The sequence below is a fragment of the Amycolatopsis sp. NPDC043885 genome (assembly GCF_056435685.1).
On record NZ_JBWKEA010000041.1, the window covers coordinates 1 to 1,744 of the forward strand.

Consider the following 1,744-nt stretch of genomic DNA (forward strand, 5'->3'; position numbering starts at 1 on the left):
TCGACGTGGTCGGTACCCAGGTACCGGAGGCTGTTCTCGGTGACCTCGCGGATGTGCTCGGGCCTGCTGTCGAGCTTCGCACCCGCGTTCGCCGGGTCGGTCAGGTCGAAGCCGAACTTCGTGGCGAGCATGACCTCGTCCCGGAACCCGGCCACCGCACGCCCCAGCAGCCGCTCGTTGCTGCCAGTGCCCATGCCGTACAGCTCAGCGGTGTCGAACAGGGTGACGCCCAACTCGTGGGCGCGGCGGATAGTGGCGATGCCGCCCGCCTCGTCGCCCGCGCCGTACGCCATCGTCATGCCCATCGTGCCGAGGCCGATCGCGCCGACCTCCAGGCCCTGCGTGCCGAGCACGCGTGTGGGCAGGTTCTGCAGCTGTGTCATACCTTCGACGCTAGAGCGCACTCGTCGCGCCGGCATGAGCGGTGAACCGCATAGGATTGCCTGATCCTCTCACCCATCCTGTTCGGAGCAGCCCCGTGCTCGACCAGCTCGCGGCGGCCGTGGGCCGTCACCGCAACGGCCTGTGGTCCGGCACCACCGCCGTGCCCCGGCTCACCGTGGTCGCCCTCGACGAGGTGGTCAACCCTCTCGACCTGCGCTACGAGCCGATGGTGTGCTTCATCGCCGAGGGCTCCAAGCGCACCGTCACGGGGGAACACAGCCGGTCGGCCCGCCGCGGCGACATGTTCCTCAACTCGCTCGACCTGCCGGTCACCGCCGTGTTCGAGGAGGTGCCGTACCGCTCGGCCGTGCTGCACCTGGATGGCCCCGCCTTGGCCGACCTGCTGCTCGAACTCGACGGCGAGGCCCCGGCCACCCCGGCCGCGGGCCAGGTCTCCGCCACGATGACCCCGGAACTGGTCGACGCCGTCACCCGCTGGGTGCGGCTGCTCGACACCCCCGACGACATCCGGCCGCTGGCCGCCCGCGTGGAGGCCGAGATCCTCTACCGCCTGCTCGGCAGCGCGCTTGGCCCGACCCTGCGCCAGTTCGCGGCCACCGGCTCGGCCTTGACCAGGGTGCGCGCCGCGGCCGACTGGATCGCCGCCCACTTCACCGAGCCCATCACCGTGGAGCAGGTCGCGGCGGTCGCACACATGAGCCCGGCCACCCTGCATCGGCATTTCAAGGCCGCCACCGGCATGAGCCCGCTGCGGTTCCAGAAGCACCTGCGACTCCAGGAGGCGCGGCGCCTGCTGGTGGCAGGCGACACCACGGCCGCGCACACCGCCGATGCCGTCGGCTACACCAGCGCCACCCAGTTCACCCGGGAATACCGCCGCGCCTACGGCCTGCCGCCGGTGCGCGACGCCGCTCGCCTGCGCGGCAGACTCACCGACAGCCGCTCCTAGCGGGCCTTACCGCATAACGGTTCGTGGCCTTGGATGATCAGCTGGTGGGTCGTGCTCGACGTGGAGGAGCACCGGCGCGGCGGCGATCTTGCCGATCATCCAGGCGCAGATGCTGACGTTGCGCAGTGCCTTGAAGGTGGCCTTGAACAGCGAGTTTCCCCGTTCGCCCGCGAGGTCGCGATCGTATAAGCCCTGGCAGACCGGCGAAGGAGCAAGTCTCAAGGTGATGTCGTATATGACTTTCGTACGACATCATTCGTGAGATTACGACGTCGAAATTGAGAACCTACAACGGTTGTAGGTTCTCGCCGGCCATGGCGTGTCGATCTTGTTGACCTGGGCGTTCTCGGTTCTGGTACAGCCACCTGTCCGAAGTTCCTCATCGCGGCA

The 1,744-nt window shown here is 68.6% G+C and carries 2 protein-coding genes; one reads left to right on the forward strand and one right to left on the reverse strand.

The genetic code is table 11. The features are described from left to right. The coding region (locus AC069I_RS44320) for an aldo/keto reductase (protein WP_478268073.1) at window positions 1–383 on the reverse strand (383 nt) is incomplete at its 3' end. Window positions 384–478: 95 nt separating this feature from the next. On the opposite strand from AC069I_RS44320, the gene AC069I_RS44325 reads away from it, so the two are divergent. Next, a complete protein-coding gene (locus tag AC069I_RS44325) occupies window positions 479–1,354 on the forward strand; it encodes an AraC family transcriptional regulator (protein ID WP_478235142.1) in 876 nt (291 codons plus the stop codon). Window positions 1,355–1,744 lie beyond the last annotated feature (390 nt).